This window comes from Sporolactobacillus caesalpiniae (assembly GCF_040513385.1).
Taxonomy (GTDB): Bacteria; Bacillota; Bacilli; order Bacillales; family Sporolactobacillaceae; genus Sporolactobacillus.
The window spans coordinates 1-19388 of record NZ_JBEVCB010000004.1; the positions used below are offsets into that span (position 1 = coordinate 1).

Annotated in this window: 18 protein-coding genes and 1 pseudogene; 9 read left to right on the forward strand and 10 right to left on the reverse strand. The window is 44.8% G+C overall.

Features of this window, described 5'->3' with window-relative positions; translation table 11 throughout:
- Positions 1-487: 487 nt before the first annotated feature.
- From perR to bcp, 3 genes and pseudogenes are all read right to left on the reverse strand, one after another.
- Positions 488-955: a peroxide-responsive transcriptional repressor PerR gene (gene perR / locus ABWW58_RS08365; protein WP_445783426.1), complete on the reverse strand. Its 468-nt coding sequence runs from the start codon at positions 953-955 to the stop codon at positions 488-490.
- A gap of 160 nt (positions 956-1115) precedes the next feature.
- Positions 1116-2262: pseudogene (locus ABWW58_RS08370) on the reverse strand (IS1634 family transposase).
- Positions 2263-2570: 308 nt separating this feature from the next.
- Positions 2571-3038: a thioredoxin-dependent thiol peroxidase gene (bcp, locus tag ABWW58_RS08380; RefSeq protein WP_353868696.1), complete on the reverse strand. Its 468-nt coding sequence runs from the start codon at positions 3036-3038 to the stop codon at positions 2571-2573.
- Between the two features lie 216 nt (positions 3039-3254).
- Between bcp and ABWW58_RS08385 the strand changes: the two genes are divergently transcribed.
- The 8 genes from ABWW58_RS08385 (at position 3255) to ABWW58_RS08420 (ending at position 10140) form a co-directional block, all read left to right on the forward strand.
- Complete coding sequence (locus tag ABWW58_RS08385) at positions 3255-3881, forward strand: NUDIX hydrolase (RefSeq protein WP_353868697.1); 627 nt, start codon at positions 3255-3257, stop codon at positions 3879-3881.
- Between the two features lie 95 nt (positions 3882-3976).
- The gene (locus ABWW58_RS08390; protein ID WP_353868698.1) at positions 3977-5272 is read left to right on the forward strand and encodes a glutamate-1-semialdehyde 2,1-aminomutase; all 1296 of its coding nucleotides are present in this window, start codon (positions 3977-3979) and stop codon (positions 5270-5272) included.
- 125 nt (positions 5273-5397) lie between these two features.
- Positions 5398-6462 (forward strand): FUSC family protein, encoded by a 1065-nt coding sequence (locus ABWW58_RS08395; RefSeq protein ID WP_353868699.1) that lies wholly within the window; start codon positions 5398-5400, stop codon positions 6460-6462.
- 154 nt (positions 6463-6616) lie between these two features.
- A complete protein-coding gene (locus ABWW58_RS08400) occupies positions 6617-6961 on the forward strand; it encodes a lmo0954 family membrane protein (RefSeq protein WP_353868700.1) in 345 nt (114 codons plus the stop codon).
- A gap of 27 nt (positions 6962-6988) precedes the next feature.
- On the forward strand, positions 6989-7627 hold the full coding sequence (locus ABWW58_RS08405) for a PspA/IM30 family protein (RefSeq protein ID WP_093670206.1): 639 nt from the start codon (positions 6989-6991) through the stop codon (positions 7625-7627).
- A 113-nt stretch (positions 7628-7740) separates the two neighbouring features.
- A complete protein-coding gene (liaF, locus tag ABWW58_RS08410; RefSeq protein ID WP_353868701.1) occupies positions 7741-8478 on the forward strand; it encodes a cell wall-active antibiotics response protein LiaF in 738 nt (245 codons plus the stop codon).
- The gene (locus tag ABWW58_RS08415; RefSeq protein WP_353868702.1) at positions 8475-9515 is read left to right on the forward strand and encodes a histidine kinase; all 1041 of its coding nucleotides are present in this window, start codon (positions 8475-8477) and stop codon (positions 9513-9515) included. Before liaF ends, ABWW58_RS08415 begins: the two co-directional genes overlap by 4 nt.
- Positions 9508-10140 (forward strand): response regulator, encoded by a 633-nt coding sequence (locus ABWW58_RS08420; RefSeq protein WP_353868703.1) that lies wholly within the window; start codon positions 9508-9510, stop codon positions 10138-10140. Before ABWW58_RS08415 ends, ABWW58_RS08420 begins: the two co-directional genes overlap by 8 nt.
- 69 nt (positions 10141-10209) lie before the next feature.
- Here ABWW58_RS08420 and ABWW58_RS08425 read toward each other — a convergent pair whose 3' ends face one another.
- Positions 10210-11811: an ABC transporter substrate-binding protein gene (locus ABWW58_RS08425; protein ID WP_353868704.1), complete on the reverse strand. Its 1602-nt coding sequence runs from the start codon at positions 11809-11811 to the stop codon at positions 10210-10212.
- A 160-nt stretch (positions 11812-11971) separates the two neighbouring features.
- Here ABWW58_RS08425 and ABWW58_RS08430 point away from each other — a divergent pair, with 160 nt between their 5' ends.
- Entirely contained in the window at positions 11972-13399 is a 1428-nt protein-coding gene (locus ABWW58_RS08430; RefSeq protein WP_353868705.1) for an IS5 family transposase, read from the forward strand.
- Positions 13400-13496: 97 nt separating this feature from the next.
- Here ABWW58_RS08430 and ABWW58_RS08435 read toward each other — a convergent pair whose 3' ends face one another.
- The 6 genes from ABWW58_RS08435 to mutY form a co-directional block, all read right to left on the reverse strand.
- Positions 13497-14396, reverse strand: a complete 900-nt coding sequence (locus ABWW58_RS08435; protein ID WP_353868706.1) for an ABC transporter permease — start codon at positions 14394-14396, stop codon at positions 13497-13499.
- Positions 14397-14514: 118 nt separating this feature from the next.
- A complete protein-coding gene (locus ABWW58_RS08440; RefSeq protein ID WP_353868707.1) occupies positions 14515-15519 on the reverse strand; it encodes an ABC transporter permease in 1005 nt (334 codons plus the stop codon).
- Positions 15520-15789: 270 nt separating this feature from the next.
- The gene (locus ABWW58_RS08445) at positions 15790-16758 is read right to left on the reverse strand and encodes an ABC transporter ATP-binding protein (protein ID WP_353868708.1); all 969 of its coding nucleotides are present in this window, start codon (positions 16756-16758) and stop codon (positions 15790-15792) included.
- Positions 16755-17744 (reverse strand): ABC transporter ATP-binding protein, encoded by a 990-nt coding sequence (locus ABWW58_RS08450; RefSeq protein ID WP_353868709.1) that lies wholly within the window; start codon positions 17742-17744, stop codon positions 16755-16757. Before ABWW58_RS08450 ends, ABWW58_RS08445 begins: the two co-directional genes overlap by 4 nt.
- Positions 17745-17996: 252 nt before the next feature.
- Entirely contained in the window at positions 17997-18152 is a 156-nt protein-coding gene (locus ABWW58_RS08455) for a gamma-type small acid-soluble spore protein (protein ID WP_353868710.1), read from the reverse strand.
- 45 nt (positions 18153-18197) lie between these two features.
- Complete coding sequence (mutY, locus tag ABWW58_RS08460) at positions 18198-19277, reverse strand: A/G-specific adenine glycosylase (protein ID WP_353868711.1); 1080 nt, start codon at positions 19275-19277, stop codon at positions 18198-18200.
- Between the last annotated feature and the right edge of the window lie 111 nt (positions 19278-19388).

Here is a 19388-nt window from a genome sequence, read left to right on the forward strand (position 1 = left end):
TCAAACAGCAACTCAATTATTATATCATCTTTCGTAAGTCATTGTCAACAACTTTTTTCGGGATGATTCAGCAATTTGTTTCAATTACTGAGCAAAATAATTAAGTTTATTAAAAAGACAAGATGTATCATAACATGTGATATCGTAACGTGTCAATAGCTTTTCACTAAGTAAATGAGTTACCAACACAATATCCGACACGATTATACAAGATGTCGTAAAAGACAACGTAAATTAATTTATCATGTATGACTTAAAACGTCAATACCTATTTAGACATAATTTGAGAAAGTGAACGTACAGCCTAAGCAAATGCCTTTATTTCGTGCAAATTGAATTACTGATCGAGCCTTGTACCCGATCGCACAGTCCATCGCTAACAAATTGTTTCTATTACTATAGAAGATCATTTCAAAATAAAAAGGCACCACGTTGTAAATCGCAGCACCCAAAGGTAGATTATTTAAGTTTATTAAAGAGCGAAGCATCAACTAATTGTCGCTTCATGCTCCGGCTTTGTCGGATTGGCGTTTTCCTTTTCCTGGCATTCAGGACAGACGCCGTATATTTCAAGGCGATGGTGATCCACTTTAAACCCGGTAACTTGAGCCGCCAAAGCTTCCACCTCATCAAGAGCAGGATAAAAGAAATCAACGATTTTACCGCAGTTGCTGCAGATCACATGATAGTGGCGCTTGGTCGAGAAATCGAATCGACTTGATGCATCCCCATAGGTCAGTTCTTTAACTAATCCCGTTTTTTTAAATACACGCAAGTTATTGTATACAGTCGCAACACTCATATTTGGAAATTTATGTTCAAGCGCTTTATAGATATCATCTGCCGTTGGATGTGAATCGGAAATAACCAAATATTCCAGAATCGCATGACGCTGCGGTGTAATACGAACACCGGAGCTCTTTAGCATCTCAATCGCATGATCTACTTTTAACATATTGTCGCTCATCGTCATGCACCTCGCTTTCAGCAATAGTGATTATCAAAATCAATTATTAAATTACAATCGTTACAATTACATTTTAAGTTTACATGGTTGAAGCTTGTCCTGTCAATGTTCAACACATGTCTTTAAAAGTTTTCAACCTGGATCCCCGTTACACATCACTAGGTAGCGGGATATCTAGAGCCGTATAAATAGCCTTCTGAGCGGTCAACATTTCGCCCACCCTTAGTGCCTGGCATGGGGATTCAAAGGCTTCGATCACATCTAATTTATCGAATAAAGATTGAATCGTGTAGTCTTTGAAAAGTTTTTTGGTCTGCATCTTTTTCTTAATCTGAGCAAGCAGGATCAAACCAACAAAAGCCACAAAAAACTTTCCGTCTAAGGTAGCTTCTGATGAAACCAACATGCGACGCAAGTTCAGCCGCTCTTTGATATCCCCAAAGCACTTCTCAATGGGATCTTTTCCCCGATAAAGTTCGAGGGCTTGTATCGCATCCATTTTTTCATTGGAAATCAGTGAGAAATACCCGTAGTACCGCTTAGCCTTCTCGACCATTTGATGATTCACAGTAATTTGAACACCTCGTTTTGGTGTTGATTTTACCGTGAAATACTTTTTGTAGAAGGCTTCATGTTCCGGAATGCGTTTGCCGGTTTTCAGTTCCTGATGATGGCGCATCAGCTTGCGATCAAATTTCTTCTGATCTTCAGCCGCCTGATCAACATTGTAGTACAGATGCAGATAGACGCGGCGCTTCTCTTTGAGCGTATCTCCTTTATATGGCCGATCCTGCGTATAGTCCCAGTCCGTCCTCACCGTCACGGCATAAAGATCATACTGCTCATCCAAATTTTCGAAGGTATCCAGCGTGTCATAGACTTGATCGAGCTCGTGACGCACCCCACTTCTCAAAACGAGTCAAAGGGTTCGGATGTTCCAAAATCATATAATAGGCAAGTGACAGAATCTGTTGATAATACCTCGGGAAACAGGCCTTGAGATCCTCAGTGAGTCCCAGCTGTTCACCGATTTGATCCAGTAAATAGGTGGCTCCATAAAAAACACGCTTTGCTTCAGCAACGGGAGTGGGACCTCGTTGAGGCTTTTCTTTGGATGTTTGCCTGCGTCGTTTCCCTCGCCCGTCTGTAGGGATTATTTCTCCCGTCTTTTCATCGACACGTCCAATGAGTTTACGCCTTGAACGCGGTTGTTTCTTCTCTTTATCCCAATAAGATTCCGATTCATACGCATAGGTGAGTCCGCTACGCTTGTCTTTTTGCCTGATGATCGCCATTTTTAGCCACCTACCTAGTGATGTAATTATAACACATCACTAGGTTAAAGGGAAGCAAAAATATCCCCAAATCCCCATGTAATCAACCTTTTTGAAAATTTTGGGAAAATCATAGTGTGGAGATACGGGAATCCAGGTTTCAAAGAAAAAGTGATGGGCTACCCTCTTATTTTGCCACTTTTGTACGCGTGCATTCACGTACTTTGATAATTAACCGTACAGAGACAGAAATGAAAAATCAGGACATACTCTGCGTCCTGACGTTTTCAATTACTATGTTGTTTGAGAATGAATTTAATGGAGCAATGTCAGGCAAGATGCTCCTGAATGTATTGATAAACATCATCAACATGTCCGGCCACTTTAACCTTTGGCCACATTTGGACAATCGTCCCTTCTTTATCAATAATAAAAGTGGAACGAACAATACCCATCGCTTTTTTTCCAAACATGTTTTTCATTTGCCAGCTTCCGTACGCTTCTGCGATCTTGTGATCAGGATCTGACAAAAGCGTAAACGGTATTGTATGCTTCTCGGTAAATTTCCGATGCTTTTCGATCGGATCAGGACTGATTCCGAGGACAACAGTATTCAGTTCTTCAAAACGACTATTCTGATCGCGAAAATCACAAGCTTCTGTAGTACATCCGGGTGTCATATCTTTTGGATAAAAATAAAGGATAACGTTCTTTCCTTTATAGTCGGATAAAGTGACTTCAGTTCCTTCTGTCTCTTTAAGTGTAAAATCAGGTGCTTTCGTGCCCGCCTCTAGCATAATGTTTACTCCTTCTTTTCCATGTAATTTATCAGTTGAATTACGATATCATCAAACGAAACTATCCTCATAGCTCGTTCTCGTAGCTTCTTTCTTATATCATAACCCGCACACGCGGCAATGTGAATTAATGCGTATTCCTATATACTCGGACAGGCGTCCAATCGCTAATAATGGTAAACTAGAAGTGACAAATGTCTGACTGTAGGTGATCATATGGATATTAAAAGCATTATGCGGCGAATTGAAAACGATGGATCAATTATTGGAGAGGATACCGCGAAAAAATCCGCGGTGTTTCTCCCATTGATTCTGAAAGACAATACATGGTCTATATTATTGGAAGTTCGCGCGGCGCATCTAAAGCGGCAGCCTGGAGACAGCTGCTTTCCCGGTGGGCGCAGTGAGAAAATTGATGGCTCTATGCGTGAGACCGCCGTACGGGAAACATGCGAAGAATTGGGAATCAGGAAAGAATCCATTAACGTGATTGGGCAAATGGGAACATGTATCGCAACCTCAGATCTATTCATTTATCCTTTTGTCGGTGTGATTGAAGCATCTGAGCATTTGAAACCCAACGCAGAAGAAGTCCAAGAGACATTTACAATCCCCCTCCCTTGGCTGATGAAACAGATTCCGGAAAAACACGCGTTGACTTTCTCGGTGGATCGAAATGCGGATTTTCCCTTCGAACGCATTGTCTCCGGAAAGAACTACGCATTCCGTAATCTGCAAATCACTGAACCTTTTTACGAATATAAAGGGAAAACGATTTGGGGATTGACCGCGCGCATTCTCGAACATTTTGTATTCCTGATGAACCACCGCATGTTTGATTAATTCTCCGCCAAGGTTCATCGCTTGTCATTTATTGGCTTATATTGGATACTTGGGTGAGTAATGTCACATTATTGGTTTAAGGGGAGATTGATCACATGACTATACAGACTTCTGAGAAGCTCTATGCGGAAGCATTGAAGCATATCGTCGGCGGCGTTAACAGTCCGTCACGCTCTTATGCCGCGGTCGGCGGAGGTGCGGCGGTTTTCATGAAAAAAGGAAAAGGCGCGTACTTCTGGGATGAAGACGGCAACCGTTACATAGACTATTTAGCCGCTTATGGCCCGATTATTACCGGATTCGCCCATCCGCACATCACTGAGGCCATAAAAAAACAAGCTGAACTTGGTGTACTCTACGGAACACCAACAACACTCGAAACAGATTTGGCTGTGATGTTAAAAAAGGCGATTCCTTCATTAGATAAAGTTCGCTTTACCAACTCCGGAACAGAATCGGTCATGACGACGGTACGTGTCGCTCGCGCCTTTACCGGAAGAAAGAAACTATTGAAGTTCGCAGGAAGCTACCATGGTCATTTTGACCTTGTTCTTGTCGCTGCAGGTTCCGGACCATCAACACTAGGATCTCCTGATTCTGCCGGCGTAACAGAAAGTACGGCGCAAGAGGTCATTACCGTGCCATTTAACAATGTAGACACACTTCAACATGCGTTCGAAAAATGGGGCGCAGATATTGCCGGCGTGCTTGTTGAACCTATAGTGGGCAATTTTGGTATGGTCATGCCTCAACCCGGCTTTCTTGAAGCCGTTAATGAAATCGCTCATCAAGCGGGGTCCGTTGTTATCTATGATGAAGTCATCACGAACTTCCGATTCATGTACGGCGGCGCGCAGAACTATCTAGGCGTGACTCCGGATTTAACTGCGATGGGAAAAGTAATCGGCGGAGGTCTGCCAATCGGCGCCTATGGCGGCAAAAAAGAAATTATGGACGAGGTTGCGCCGCTTGGCCCTGCTTACCAGGCAGGAACCATGGCTGGCAATCCGCTCTCAATGGCCAGTGGCATCGCTTGTCTTGAAGTTCTGCAAACGCCGGGAATTTATGAACAAATGGATCGCCTTGGCAAGAAGCTCGAGGATGGAATGCACACCGTCAATGAAAAATACCGACTGCCCATTGCCATTAACCGCATCGGCGGAGCGATGACTCTGTATTTTTCTGATCATGAAATCACAAACTATGAAGAAGCAAAAGCGACAGACAGCAAAATGTTCGGACGTTTCTTCAAATATATGCTTGAAAAAGGTGTTAACCTCGCACCTTCAAAATATGAAGCGTGGTTCCTGACTACTGAGCATACCGAGAAGGATATTGATGAAACACTCGAAGCTGTAGACTACGCTTTTTCTCAGCTCGCTAAATCTTGATGATTTTTGAGGAAGAGAGCGGGTCTCGAGCCGCTCTCTTTTTTTACGCATAATGATTCATGTATAAATAAATAAACTTAGTAGTTGACGAAGCCAAGTTTTCTAATGAAAAGGGGGATACGGTTATGCATGTAGGTGCGCGAAGTCTGAAAACAGGAGTTGCTGTAACGATCGCTTTAATGACCGCACTTGCGCTTGGCATGACGCCGCCAATCATGGCGGGAGTCGCGGCAGCAATGACCACGCGGCCGTCCGTCCAACGCTCGTTTCGCGCCATGATTCAAAACATTTATGGCAACCTAATCGGTGCACTAATCGCAGTTGCAGCCGTAATTATCTTTGGAGACACCTCCGTCATTGTTGGTCTTACTGTCGTCTTCGTGATCGCCCTGCATCTCAAACTCGGTTTGCATCGGACGCTTACACTAACCATGGTGACCGTTATCTTCATTATGTCGAGCGGCATGAACGATAATGTTCAATTTCTTTTTGAAGGAATTCGCAGATTCTCAACGATTTGTATCGGCGTTGTATCAGCGACACTCGTCAATATGCTGATTTTCCCACCGCATTATGAAAAAACGCTCTATGAACAAATCCTCACGCAAACCACGTTGCTTTTCAAATGGACGCGTCTGCTCAGCGGCGGTGCTTCGGATAATACAAAGATCAAGAACGAGATGGCAGCCTTCGACAGCAGAAAACTGAAAATCGAGAACTACTACCATTGGTATAAAGAGGAGCGCGTTTTCAGTAAAAAAGCAAAACCGGTAAAACTAAGACGCACCGTGATCTTTCGTGAGATGATTACGGCAACGAGGCTGCTTCATCAGGCTTTGAACGAACTGGACCGTAATGAAAATGCATACCGGCTTCTTCCAGCCGACTTCCGAGAAACGCTTAGCCTTCAGCTCAGCGGACTCATGACATTTCATGAACGCGTCCTTCTTAAATTTGATGGCAAAATCAGACGAAAACGCCATGAAGAGCAGGCAAGAAAAGACTATCAACACCGATCAGAGCTCGCAAACACTTTTTTCTCCTTCTTCTCGCAAACTAAACGTGACGACTGGCTGGATGTCTTACCGCTTATTTCAACGATTATCGACTACAGCCAGCATATCGAACACCTCGATCGGCTGGTCACCAGCTATCAGGCGTTCCATAAGAAAGCAAACCGCATTAAATGATCGACGACCCGTGTCTTTTTGAGACACGGGTTTTGTCATCCCATCCGCTTACCTGAACCTAAGTCCAAAGGCTTACCGCAAGATACAGCTTTGGATCATTATCCGGGTCCCGCCTTTTTTATATGATTAAGACATAGAAAGGAGGATCACACATATGAAAAAAATTGCCCTGTTTCTACTCGGAGCCGTCAGCCTGATCGTCCTGCTCACCCAGGTGGGATCATTGATCGGATTAATCGTCAGCCTTGCCATTCTCTACTTCGCGTTTAAACGGTTCAATCGTGCCGATTCAACCGGAGGCAAAGTTCTTTGGGCAATCGTGGGGATCATCGCCCTTTGCTTCTCCATCAGCAATGTTCCCGCGATCATCGGCATCATCGCACTGGCAGGTCTCTATTTCGTGTATAAGGCATGGAATAATGAGAAAGCCGCCGACCGCCAGCCAAGCGACCCATTTGATCACTTTGAGAAAGAATGGAAAGAGTTCAGCCACAAATAAAACACATAATAAAAGGAGCAGATTATAATGAGCAATCTATTTACCCGTTTGAAGGACTCCATCTCCGCTGATTTGAACGACATGCTGGACCAGAAGGAGCAAAAGAACCCGATCGCGATGTTGAATCAGCATCTGCGCCGCTGCGAGAAGGAAGTCAGGCGCGTACGCGAATTGATCGACCGCCAGTATCTGCTTAAAGATCAATTTATCAAAGAGTTTCATGAATCGTCCGAGATGGCTGCGAAAAGGCAGCGCCAAGCCGAAATTGCCGAGCGCGCATCAGAAACGGAGCTCTACACATTCGCGCTAAAAGAACATGAAGACTACACGCAAAAGGCCGAACGTCTAAAGAATGCCTATGATACGTCCGTGAACCAATTGGATCAACTCGAGCAGAAGTACGCTGAAATGAAACGCAAATTAAAAGATATGCATCTGAAACGGATGGAATTAATGAGTCGGGAAAATATTGCGAACGCGAATCATCGAATGAACAGTGTGATTCAGCCGGAGCGAGCATTCGGTCAATCGTTTTCCAAGTTCGAGGAAAGTGAAATGTATCTGGAACAACTGGAGCAAAAAATCACTACGAATTATCACCAGAATACCATTGACGCACGCATACGAGAAATTGAACGCGAGCTTGAGAAGGGTAAAACCAACTAACAGTCAAATCACGGTCTAGCCTGTCTCACATAAGGATGATAAAATGGAAAAAGGTGTGCCGAGCGCGCCTTTTTTACCTACATAAATCAGCTGAAGCGCAGCGAGAAAGGCAGATGAAGGTTATGCTTGAGCAACTGAAAAATGATAAATACAGCTGGCTCATTATTGTCTGCCTGTTTCTCATTATCCTCCAAACCATATTTGACGGATGGGGCTTCTTATTCCCAGTCGCCCTATTTGGCGCCATGGTTTATTATGGTCGCAACAATAGACACTTAAGAAAAGGAAAAGTTTTGTTTTGGATTGGTCTGATCGGACTTGGATTCACTATTCTCAACATGCTCGTTTTTAAATTCATTATCATCGCTCTGTTTATCTGCTTTGTGATTGATTTTATTCAGAGAAAAAAGAATCCGAAGCGAATCACACCCGACTTTGATCATCCGACAGAGAACGAAGGAGATGTGACTATTCTTTCGGCACTGCTCAATAATAAGTGGTTTGGTCATCAGGAGACTCCCGGGCAGGATTATGCATGGCAGGATATTAATATCCAAACCGGTGCCGGTGACACCATCATCGACCTCAGCCATACCATTTTGCCAAAAAAAGAATCGGTTATCTTTATTCGGCAGCTCGCCGGAAGAGTACGCATTCTCGTTCCATATGGTGTCGAAGTCTCTCTTCACTACTCTGTAGTACTGGGCCAAATAGACTTCTTTGATCACCATGAAAACCAATTAATTCACGAATCCAGAATCATGCAGACCAGCAGCTACGATCAAGAAGATCAAAAAATAAAAATCATGATCTCTGCGATTGTCGGGAACTTGGAGGTGCTGCGCGTATGACAGCGGTAAAACGGCAAGTCATCGTCGGCATCTGTTTCGCGCTCGTTTGCTTAATTCTGTTCGCTTCTCTTTTTCTTTTTGCCTTTCCGCCTGCTCATTGGTCCATGCTCTGGAAGCAGCAAATCTGGCATCTTCCTTTTGTCTTTATCGTACCGATTCTTTCTCTATTTATTGGAGGAATCGCTGGTCTGATTTCCGGACTTTATATGCGAAAGCAATTCTTTCTGATTAGCGATACTCTGGACAAGGTCGGACAAGGCAAAGACGCCGTTGCCGACTACACCCATTCATGTGACTTACAACCGATTATGGAACATGCGCAGACGATCAGCGCTAAAATAAATCAACTGACACAGCTCGCACAGCAAACGGCAAATGATAAATCAGAGATTGAAGAAAAAGCGATCCAAAAGATTGTCTCTGAAGAACGTAACCGACTTGCACGTGAGCTCCACGACTCGGTCAGCCAGCAACTGTTCGCCGCCTCGATGCTGATGTCGACAATTAATGAACTTCGACCTGTTTCAGAGGACATAGAGAGCAGGCAACTGAAGCTCGTAGAACAGACAATTCACCAATCTCAGCTTGAAATGAGAGCGCTCTTCCTCCATCTGAGACCTGTGCAGCTTCATGGTAAAGCACTCAAACAAGGGATGGATGAGCTTCTGCTTGAGCTCAAACAAAAGGTACCGCTCAATATCAACGCGATGATCGAGCCAATCAAGTTAGAACGCGGTATTGAGGACCAGCTCTTTCGCATTTTGCAGGAATCGGTTTCGAACACCTTGCGTCATGCAAAAGCGCAAAACTTGGATGTCTTACTGATCAAGCGTGAACATTTTGTTATTTTGCGTGTTACGGATGACGGTGTCGGTTTTAAAATGCAAGCGGCTAAACCTGGTTCCTATGGACTCCAGAATATGAAGGAGCGCACCGCGCAAATCGGCGGTCAGATCAAACTCGTAAGTTTGCCGGACAAAGGAACAAGCTTGGAAATTAAAGTGCCTATACTCGAAAGGGATGAAAACAATGATTAACGTTGTTTTTGTGGATGATCATGAAATGGTGCGCATTGGTGTGTCCGCTTACCTATCCGCACAGGCTGACATTAATGTTGTTGGTGAAGCCGATAACGGTCGTGACGCCATTGATCTGATATTAAAATTAAAGCCGGACATTGTGCTGATGGATCTAGTAATGGAAGAGATGGACGGAATCGAAGCCACGAAACATATTATTGAAAAATGGCCCGACGCCAAAATTATTATCGTTACAAGCTTTCTTGATGACGATAAAGTCTATCCGGCAATTGAAGCAGGAGCGACCAGTTATCTGCTCAAGACATCCAAAGCAAGCGATATTGCCAAGGCGATCCGTTCAACCTATGATGGCCAATCTGTGCTCGAGCCCGAAGTCACGGAAAAAGTCATGTCTCGGATGAAAAACAGACAAAACAAAGCACTCCATGATGATCTGACCAACCGTGAAATGGAGGTTCTGCTGCTCATGGCACGCGGCAAAAGCAATCAAGAAATTGCCGATGAGCTCTTTATTGCTTTGAAAACGGTCAAAGTACATGTCAGCAATATTCTCAGCAAGTTGGAAGTACAGGATCGAACGCAAGCAGTGATTTACGCTTTTCAACATAAGTTGTGTGAATAATATATCGAAATTAGAAAACCCGCACTCATAACGAGTGCGGGTTTTCTAGTTCAAATTCAAAAATTTCACTTATTTTATTGTTACATTTTCCAATGGTTCGCTGCCGGTCGGGCTTGGCGCATAACCAGAGATGGTGCTCTTGCCAATGATCGCGGCTTTTGCATATTCAAGAGGTACCCAAGGGGCGTCTTCGTGAATAATCTGTTGCGCTTTTTCGTACAGTGCAGCACGTTTTGATACATTGGTTTCCGTTTGAGCATCGATAAGCACTTTATGCAGTTTCTCACTCTTATAGAAGGACAAGTTGTTCGTGCCGGCGCTGTCTTTATCAAGCAGCGTGTAAAGGAAGTTGTCCGGATCTCCGTTATCGCCGATCCAGCCCATCAGATACATTGGCGCACCGCCCTTTTGCAGTTTCTCAATATATGAGGACCATTCAACGTTCTCGATCTTAACCTTGACACCGATTTTTCCAAAGGTTGACTGAATCGCTTCAGCTGTCTTTGCAGGTTGCGGCATATAGTCACGAGGGTTGGACATCGTGTATAGGGTCGTTGAGAAGCCATGTGGGTAACCTGCTTCAGCAAGCAGTTTCTTAGCTGCTTTGAGGTCATAAGGATAATCCTTGAGATCCTTAGCAAATCCAAGCAGAACCGGTGGCATTGGGTTCTTTGCCGGTTGTGCCTGACCGTTGTAGAACGCCTTATTCAAAGCTTCTTTGTCAACAGCCATGTTCAATGCCTGACGAACTTTCTTATTATCAAATGGCTTGATCGTTACGTTGAAACCAAGATAAGCAACATTCATCGGCGGACGATAAGAAATGTGGAAATCCTTATTATCCTTAACGCCGTTAATATCACTTGGATTCAATCCGTCCATAATGTCGATTTCACCGTTCTTCAATGCGTTGAGACGGGAACTGTTGTCCGGGATAACTTTAAAGACAATAGAATCGAGTTTAGGAAGACCTTTCTTCCAGTAATGTTTATTCTTAACTAAAGTAATCGTGTTGTTCTTTTTCCAGTTCTTAAATACATAAGCGCCAGTACCTACACCGGCTGTTGTACCATATTTGCTGCCATATTTCTTAATCGCAGCAGGGCTTGAAATCGCGAATGGCGACATAGCCAAATTTTGCAGGAATGGTGCGGAAGACCTTTTCAAGTTAAATACGACCGTATTTTTATCCGGCGCAGTGACACTTTTAATCACGAGGCTGGCGTCACCTTTGTATCCGCCGAACATCGATGGGAAATAAGCAAATTTACCGGATGCCTTGCCATTCATCCAACGATCAAAGTTGTAAACTACAGCGTCGGCATCAAATGCAGTTCCGTCGGAGAATTTAACATCTTTGCGAAGTTTGAACGTATATGTTTTTCCGGCGTCGCTAATCTTCCAGCTTTCTGCAAGACTAGGTTTTACTTCGGTTGTCTGATTCTTATAATCATAAGCAACCAATGTATCATACATATTTTGTGTGACACGGAATGATTCGCCATCTGTAACTACAGCTGGATCCAGCGATGTCGTGTCAGCGCCGCGTCCAAAGACGAGCGTCTTATTGCTGTCATTCGAACTGCTTGATGAGCTGTTGCCGCAACCTGTAAGCACCATGGTCAGTGCCAATACGAGGATGAGCGTCAAGCTAAAATACTTCTTCTTCATGATGATCCCCCTTAAAAATCTAGTATCTAGTGGATACTGAATAATTATAAAAGGCTTTATATTTAAGGTAATAATCTCATATTCGGTGTATAATAAATGCATGGCAACGCGCGCTGTGACGCGATTTTCTATGCATTTTTTAATAGATGGGGTGCTTGGAATGGTTTATCGGACAAAAACGGTTCAACTTTCAATTGAGTCTTTCGGTCAGGAACTGGGTGTCTCCTTAAGCCCGGAAAATAAATGGGTTCAGCTCGCGGATCAGTTGCCATGGACCCAGATGGAGGAGGTTTATCGTGTCGTTTTTCCGTCTCCACTTGGCCGAGCGGGCAAACCCTTTCGGCTTCTTTTTGGCGCCCAGCTCATTAAGCAGTCCACGGGCCTTTCTGATGCTGATTTGGTCACGGCCATTCGGGATACGCCCGCTTATCAGTACTTCATCGGTTGTCCCACATACGTGGTCAGCCGACCCTTTGACTCTTCTGCCCTCACGCATTTTCGGAAACGGATTGCCCCCATTAGCACCCAGTTGCGCCAAATCATGGGCGTCTGGTGTAAAACTCAGCTTCAAGACAGCCTGGGTGACGAGCAGAAGACGATGATCCTTGATGCCACCGTCATGCCGGTCAACATCCGCTTTCCACAAGACTACTCGCTACTCAACCAAGCCCGCACCTTCCTTGAAAAAATGATTACGGAACTGGCTCATCAGCTCCACGTCCCCATTCCACGGACGTACAAACGAGAAGCCCATAAAGCCTATGTCACCTTCACCAAGAAGCCCCGTCGCACCGCTAAGGAAACGCGCCACCAAGTCAAAACACAACTGCAATACGTGCGACGTGACTTGCGTTATGTCGACGAGCTGCGCGCAAAAGGCGGTGAATTGACTGAGAAGCAACACAGCCGACTGACCACGATCCAGCATCTGTTTACGCAGCAGGAGTTCATGTATCGAAATAAGACCCATCGAGTGGATCATCGGATTGTCAGTCTGTCTCAGCCATACGTACGCCCAATCAAGCGGGGCAAGGCGAAACAAAACACGGAGTTTGGTCCGAAAATCGATACCTCGATTCAAGATGGGATCATCGAAATCGAACGTGTTGATTTCAACGCATTTAATGAAAGTACCGACTTCCAAAAGGCCATTGAGCGCTATAAAGAACAGCACGATCATTACCCCGACGAAGTGTTGGCCGACAAACTGTATCGCAATCGTGAAAACATCGCGTTTGCCAAAGAGCGAGGCATTTCGATTATAGGACCCAAACTCGGGCGCAAGCCCAAGAACGTTGATGAAAAGCAGCGACGCGCCGACAACGCAGCAGCACGAGACGCTGAGAATCGTCGAGGGGAAATTGAACGTCGTTTTGCTTTTATCAAGCAAAAGTGCGGTCTTGGTTTAGTGCGCGCCAAAACCGCTGAAACGATTGCGGTCACCATTGATATGGGGATCACGATGGCGAACATCGATACGGTACTACGCTTTTTTTCTTTTGCCCTTTTACTCGTCGTACAAATCAAGGATACATACCTAACCATTAGCTATAAATCATGCGAAGGTGCCGAATTTTTACCAGCCTAATTCAGCATCCACTATCTAGTATACAAATCTTAAACATTGTAACTCTTATTATGCATTGATACAACATATTATAGTGAAGGTTTAGAATACTATATTTTTAACTCTTCATACGCGGATCGAGCGCGTCGCGAAGCCCGTCCCCGATCAGGTTAAAGCCGACAACGACTAAGACAATGGCGAGCCCGGGAAAGAGCACCGTCCATGGCGCATTCTGAATATACTCCCTTGAGTCGGACAGCATCTTGCCCCATTCCGGCAGTGGCGCCTGCGCACCCATGCCAAGAAATCCTAATCCGGCAGCATCGAGAATAGCCGTTGCAATATTCAGTGTGCCCTGAACAATGATCGGCGCAATGCTGTTCGGAAGCACATGATGAAAAATAATACGCATATCGCCCATTCCGATAGAACGTGCAGCCATGACATACTCTTCTTCTTTAACTGTCAGCACGCGTGAGCGCACCAAGCGCCCGAATACCGGTACGTTGACGATCGCAATCGCGACAAGAGCGTTATTCAGTGACGGTCCGAGAATTGCCACAATGGCAATGGATAAGAGAATACTTGGGAATGCAAGCAATATATCAAAGACTCGTGAAATGAACACGTCGAGAACCTTACCAAAATAACCGGCAAGAACGCCAAGCAATGTACCGACAATGATCGATCCGATAACCGACAAAAAGCCAATGCGGAGCGAAAGCCTTGCACCAAATAGAATACGGCTGAATATATCACGACCGAAGTCATCCGTACCAAACCAATGAGCCGGAGACGGCGGTTGGAGTCTATTTGCTATATTTTGATCATTAATCCCTTGAGGAGCAATAAAGTTCGCAAAGATCGCAAGAAGAATGAAGAAAAGGACGATGACCGTTCCGACAATGGCAGGCTTGTTTTTTCGATAAGACTTCCAAAATTCGCTGATTGCAATGATGAACGAACTCTTTTCTTCGATCACAGCCGGATCAGTCGTTGCTTGGGAAGCTTGTGACATGCTACACACCTTCTTTCCTATGTTATGATTCGAAAATCGCTCAGAAGGAGAGTGAAAAGAATTACTTAGCCTTTTCCGCTAAGTAAAACGACCCGTCCAAATTTTTAAACATTTTCTTTTATCGATATTTAATCCGCGGATCAAAGAGCCCATAAAGAAGATCAACAACGAAATTGACCATGACGAAAATGAATGCAATGACCAGGATTCCTGACTGAATGACCGGATAATCACGGTATTGGATCGCGTTGTAAATATAGAGACCGACGCCCGGCCACCCAAAGATTGTTTCAGTAAGGATTGCCCCGCCAAGAAGCAGACCGGTCTGTAATCCGATGACGGTTAAAATCGGAATAAACGCATTTTTTAAGGCATACTTGTACACAATCCAAACCATTCGTTGGCCCTTGGCCTTGGCCGTTCGAATATAATCGGATTTCAGCACCTCAAGCATACTTGATCGAGTCATACGTGCAATAATTGCAGTTGGAATGGTCGCAAGTGCAATGGCAGGAAGAATCAAATGCCTTATGACCATCCAAAATTGATCCAATCGACCGCGCAGCAATGTGTCGATCAGATAAAGATTGGTAATCGGATCAACACCATTTCGGATATCATCCCGTCCGATTGACGGCAGCCATTGCAGTTTAATGGAGAAGCCCCATTGTTCAAGCAAACCAAGCCAGAATACCGGCATTGATACACCAATTAAAGCAAGGATCATCGCTGTATAATCAAGAAATGAATTTTGCTTCCATGCACTGATAATTCCGGCGTTGATGCCAACGAACACGGCAATGATCATCGCTATAAATGAGAGCTCGATCGTCGCCGCTAAGTGTGGCCAGATTTCACTTGAAATTGGCGCATGTGTTTGAATAGATGTTCCAAGATTACCGCTCAAAATATCCTTTAAATAGGAAAAATACTGCACATACCAGGGGTTGTCCAGCCCGAGTGATCGGTTAAGGCTGTGAATAGCTTCCGGGGTTGCTTTTGTCCCGAGAATCGTCAGCGCGGGATTACCGGGAATCGCATGGATGATGGCGAACACAATTAAGGTCATCCCAAGCAGAACAGGTATGAGCATGAGCAATCGTTTTATCGAATAGTAGAACATGAGATTTCACCTCTCTTATGGCACCCATTAGGTAATGGTGTGCTTTTCGCGGTTTAACGTTAGAAAACTTGGCTTTGCAAAGCCTTTGGCACAGGCGAAGCCGCCGGCCATAGATGGCCTAGTGTCCGATGAGCCGCAGGACGCACATCTGCAGGATGCGGTGGCTTCGACGTTGCTCATAGGATGTGAGCGTCGTTAGTCGACGTTCCCTTATTTGCCGGACCGCTTACACTCGTTTCCTTGAATTCTTTTTATAAATGAACGAGAAATTTAATCATATAAATGACAGGAAACCAATCGACCGTCTTCCAAAGTCTTAAGATGCGGTTGTTCAATCGAACAGATATCCATTGCGACCGAGCAGCGATCGTGGAACGCGCACCCTGCAGGCGGATGGGCAGGACTTGGCACATCCCCCTCAAGGATGATGCGCTCGGTCTTAATATCCGGATCTGGAATCGGAACCGCGGATAGCAATGCCTTCGTATACGGATGCTTCGGATCATTGTAAAGATTCTCGCTCTCGGAAAGTTCGACGATTTTTCCAAGATACATCACACCGACTCGGTCACTGATGTGACGAACAACACTCAAGTCATGGGCAATAAAAATAAACGTCAAATTGAATTTCTTCTGCAAATCCTTGAGAAGGTTGAGCACCTGTGACTGAACCGATACATCCAAAGCGGAAACCGGTTCGTCGGCAATGATGACCTTGGGACGCACGGCGAGTGCTCGAGCAATGCCGATGCGCTGACGTTGACCGCCGCTGAATTGATGCGGATAGCGCTTCGCATGATAGCTGCTGAGTCCGACAAGTTCCAAAAGCTCTTCGACGCGTTTCTGACGCTGCTTTTTGTCACCCATATGATGAACGATCATAGGTTCTTCAATAATGTGACCAACAGTATGGCGAGGATTAAGCGAGGCGAACGGATCCTGAAAAATCATTTGAATATCTTTGCGTGCTTTGCGCATCTCACGCTTCGTGAGCTCCATAATATTTCGGTTTTGGAAAATTATTTTACCTTCAGTCGGCTCAATCAAACGCATAATCATTCGTCCGGTTGTCGATTTCCCGCAACCCGATTCGCCAACGATTCCCAAGGTCTCTCCTTCGTTAACCGTTAAACTCACGCCATCAACAGCGCGAACAGTTTCTGATACGCTGCCGAACTTTCCGCCGTTGATTGGGTAATATTTTTTGAGATTCTCAACTTGCAAAAGCGGTTCACTCATGTATGGACTTCCTTTCTGCCTTGCTCCTGATGAAGAAAGCAACGCGATTTATGAACACTGCCCGATAGCTCGGGGGCATTTACTCGGCATTTGTCCATAACAAATTCACATCGCGGCGCAAACAGACACCCCTTGGCGATGGATCCGGGTCTCGGAACACTGCCTTTTATCGTATAGAGATTATCTTTTTTCCCATGCAGATCAGGAATTGATTTGATCAACCCCTCTGTGTACGGGTGGTTAGGATGACTGAAAATCTCCTTAACCGGTCCTTCTTCAACGATTTTTCCCGCATACATGACAACAACTCGATGGCACATCTGGGCGACAACGCCTAAATCATGAGTGATCATAATAATAGCGGTATGTGTTTCCTTATTAAGTTTCACCATCAGGTCAAGGATTTGGGCTTGAATGGTCACGTCAAGCGCAGTTGTCGGTTCGTCAGCGATCAGAACCTTTGGGTTGCAGGACATAGCCATCGCGATCATCACGCGCTGCCGCATGCCTCCGGACAGTTCATGGGGATACTCTGCCAATAATTCCTTAGCTCTCGGGAGTCCAACTAATTTTAACAACTCTATTGAACGCTCAACTTGTTCTTTTTTGGAAAGATGATTATGTAGTCTTATGGCTTCCATTAATTGTTCACCGATTGTGAAAACCGGGTTAAGCGAGGTCATAGGCTCTTGAAAAATCATAGCAATATCATTTCCACGTAACTTTCTCATTCTCGACTCTTTGGCTCGGCTGATGTCTTCGCCCTTGTAATAGATATGACCTCCGACAATCTTTCCTGGGGGCGAAGGAATCAGACCCATTATTGAAAGAGACGTCACACTCTTGCCGCAGCCAGACTCGCCGACAATTCCAAGAATCTCTCCCTCGTGGACCGAGAAATCAATTCCATCAACTGCCGGCACTTCTCCGTCATCAGTAAAAAAGGATGTTTGCAATCCTTCTACTTTTAAAAGTGTTTCATCCATTCTGAATACTCACCTCCTTTTCTTGGTTATTATACCATCTTGGACGCTGCATGCATTTTTTTCTTTTTTAAATGTAAACTTTTTTACTATCCTATTGGAAAATTTATTCACGTGACAGCACTCAATCGAACGTATACTCTTCATCTGTTGGAAAAGTCAAAGAAAAACCAGCCACGCCTTCTCGACGGGCGCACACAAACAAAACACCTTGTCCATGATCTGGACAAGGTGTTTTTTCCGTACTTTAGGTGATTACTGCTTATTTTGCTGCGACTTCTGGTTTTGTTGACGAACTTCCTGTGCATTGGTTTCACTACCAAATTCACCGCTGTATTGTCCGCTTTGGGATTGGGCATTTTGTTTCTTTACTTGTTCTGCATCTGTGCCCGCATTCATTTTCTTTGCCATTGAGTATCACCTCCACCACCATAATCTAGCCAAAAAGGACAAATATTATGTATGATCTTGTCGATTATTTTTAATCCACTCAATAATCTTTTGATGTGATACCGGAAAAGGATAGCGCTCGAACTTATCTTTTGCTGTCCAGCGTTGTCTTTCTTTCAATTGTTTCTTCGTTGTGCCCTTGCCCACGAGAAGAGTCAGCCTCCATATTAGATGTGAAAAACGGTGCGTGTAAGAGAAAGGCTTGCGCACAGGTGCAACCGCGCATCCATATCGTTCGCGGACGTAGTCTGCTCTTTGACTCTGCTCTTCGTATTCATCGAGCGACATCATTGGAAATTGCCACAGTCCGGCAAGCAATCCTTTTTCCGGACGCTGCTCAATGAGGTACCGGCCCTGCTCATCTTGAATCAGCAATACGGCATAATTAAGTGACCGCAGCTTTACTTTTCCGCTCTTCACTGGATATTCAAGCTGAACGCCCTCATCGTAGGCAAGACAATACGCATGGACAGGACATTGCGGACAATTCGTCTTTTTCGGACGGCAAATCATCGCTCCTAGATCCATTAGCGCTTGATTGAATGCACCTGGTTCCGTTCGGGCGATCAAATCACTCGCCAAGTTCTCGAATTTTTTTCTCGTTTTCTGTTTTGATATATCATCGTCAATCAGGAACACGCGCGAAAGAACACGCATTAGGTTGCCATCGATAGCAGGCTCAGGTTCATCGTATGCGAAACTGAGCAAGGCCGCCGCTGTGTATGGGCCGATGCCTGTAATAGATAATAGATCCCCTTTATTGTCCGGTAATCGCCCATCATAATTCTCCACCATTTCACGAACGCCATGCTGAAGATTGCGGGCGCGCGAATAATAACCGAGGCCTTCCCAGCATTTCAGCACCTCCTGCTCCGGCGCATTTGCAAGTGCTTCCGGTGTCGGGAACCTGCTGATAAAGTGGTTATAATATGGGATGACCGTATTCACTTGTGTTTGTTGCAGCATAACTTCTGAAATCCAAATATAATAAGGATTATTGGTTTCACGCCAAGGCAATTGTCTTCCCTTCGTGTGAAACCAATCCAATAAGTCATGGTTAAACTGTTTGATTTGTTGCGCATCCATTTTAGTCAACCTTTCTTAGTTTCATTTTCCACATGAATTGACATATATAACCCTTCCATTATCCTTGAATTTGTGTGACAATAAAAGCAGAGTAACTTGATCCTGATGCCA

Coding starts and splice junctions, on each gene's coding strand:
- ABWW58_RS08435 (WP_353868706.1), bottom strand. CDS start 14,396: ATGTCACAAGCTTCCCAAGCAACGACTGATCCGGCTGTGATCGAAGAA.
- ABWW58_RS08400 (WP_353868700.1), top strand. CDS start 6,617: ATGAAAAAAATTGCCCTGTTTCTACTCGGAGCCGTCAGCCTGATCGTC.
- perR (WP_445783426.1), bottom strand. CDS start 955: ATGTTAAAAGTAGATCATGCGATTGAGATGCTAAAGAGCTCCGGTGTT.
- ABWW58_RS08390 (WP_353868698.1), top strand. CDS start 3,977: ATGACTATACAGACTTCTGAGAAGCTCTATGCGGAAGCATTGAAGCAT.
- liaF (WP_353868701.1), top strand. CDS start 7,741: ATGAAGGTTATGCTTGAGCAACTGAAAAATGATAAATACAGCTGGCTC.
- ABWW58_RS08405 (WP_093670206.1), top strand. CDS start 6,989: ATGAGCAATCTATTTACCCGTTTGAAGGACTCCATCTCCGCTGATTTG.
- ABWW58_RS08440 (WP_353868707.1), bottom strand. CDS start 15,519: ATGTTCTACTATTCGATAAAACGATTGCTCATGCTCATACCTGTTCTG.
- ABWW58_RS08420 (WP_353868703.1), top strand. CDS start 9,508: ATGATTAACGTTGTTTTTGTGGATGATCATGAAATGGTGCGCATTGGT.
- bcp (WP_353868696.1), bottom strand. CDS start 3,038: ATGCTAGAGGCGGGCACGAAAGCACCTGATTTTACACTTAAAGAGACA.
- ABWW58_RS08415 (WP_353868702.1), top strand. CDS start 8,475: ATGACAGCGGTAAAACGGCAAGTCATCGTCGGCATCTGTTTCGCGCTC.
- ABWW58_RS08395 (WP_353868699.1), top strand. CDS start 5,398: ATGCATGTAGGTGCGCGAAGTCTGAAAACAGGAGTTGCTGTAACGATC.
- ABWW58_RS08445 (WP_353868708.1), bottom strand. CDS start 16,758: ATGAGTGAACCGCTTTTGCAAGTTGAGAATCTCAAAAAATATTACCCA.
- ABWW58_RS08430 (WP_353868705.1), top strand. CDS start 11,972: ATGGTTTATCGGACAAAAACGGTTCAACTTTCAATTGAGTCTTTCGGT.
- mutY (WP_353868711.1), bottom strand. CDS start 19,277: ATGGATGCGCAACAAATCAAACAGTTTAACCATGACTTATTGGATTGG.
- ABWW58_RS08425 (WP_353868704.1), bottom strand. CDS start 11,811: ATGAAGAAGAAGTATTTTAGCTTGACGCTCATCCTCGTATTGGCACTG.
- ABWW58_RS08450 (WP_353868709.1), bottom strand. CDS start 17,744: ATGGATGAAACACTTTTAAAAGTAGAAGGATTGCAAACATCCTTTTTT.
- ABWW58_RS08455 (WP_353868710.1), bottom strand. CDS start 18,152: ATGGCAAAGAAAATGAATGCGGGCACAGATGCAGAACAAGTAAAGAAA.
- ABWW58_RS08385 (WP_353868697.1), top strand. CDS start 3,255: ATGGATATTAAAAGCATTATGCGGCGAATTGAAAACGATGGATCAATT.